This window comes from Microbacterium sp. Leaf351, from assembly GCF_001423825.1.
GTDB lineage: Bacteria > Actinomycetota > Actinomycetes > Actinomycetales > Microbacteriaceae > Microbacterium > Microbacterium ginsengisoli.
Genome location: NZ_LMPK01000007.1, coordinates 54,092 through 54,664 on the forward strand (window position 1 = coordinate 54,092; position 573 = coordinate 54,664).

At 71.6% G+C, this 573-nt stretch carries 2 protein-coding genes; both read right to left on the bottom strand.

From position 1 onward, the window contains the following. The coding region (locus tag ASG00_RS16615; protein WP_235559092.1) for an FAD-dependent oxidoreductase at positions 1 to 186 on the bottom strand (186 nt) is incomplete at its 3' end. Beyond that, the coding region (locus tag ASG00_RS02785) for a GNAT family N-acetyltransferase (protein ID WP_235559093.1) at positions 183 to 573 on the bottom strand (391 nt) is incomplete at its 5' end. The genes ASG00_RS16615 and ASG00_RS02785, both read right to left, overlap by 4 nt.

Here is a 573-nt window from a genome sequence, read left to right on the forward strand (position 1 = left end):
CGCGAGGTAGCCGGCATCGCCGTACGACACGTTGAAGTTGCGACTGGTGCCGTGCGACGCGCCCCGGTCGTGACCGACCCGGAACTGCTCGAGAAGGATCGTCGGGATGCCGCGTCGACCCAGCTGCCAGGCGGTGGCGGCGCCCATGACGCCCGCCCCCACGACGATCACACGCGCGTCGGTCACACCAACCTCTTCTCGTAGCAGCGGGAGAATTCGTACGCCGTGTACGGCGCGAAGATCGGGATCGGCGTGTAGCCGATGTGCTCGTAGAGCGCGATCGCCTCGGGCTGCCTATCGCGCGTCTGCAGGATCAGGCGGACGGCACCGGCATCGCGGCCGAGGCGTTCGAGCTCCGACATGAGGGCGCGCGAGGCCCCCGCCCCGCGCACGGCCGGGCCGATGTAGACCCGCTTCACCTCGACCTCGTCGCCGAGTCGGCGCAGTGCGGCGTGACCGACCGGCGTGCCGTCGGCGTCGTGCACGAGCACGGTGACGAGCAGGGTGGCGGGGTCGATCGCGAAGTCGGCCGGGTCGTCCTGGATGCCCGCGGCGGCGCGCGCCTCGAAGCGG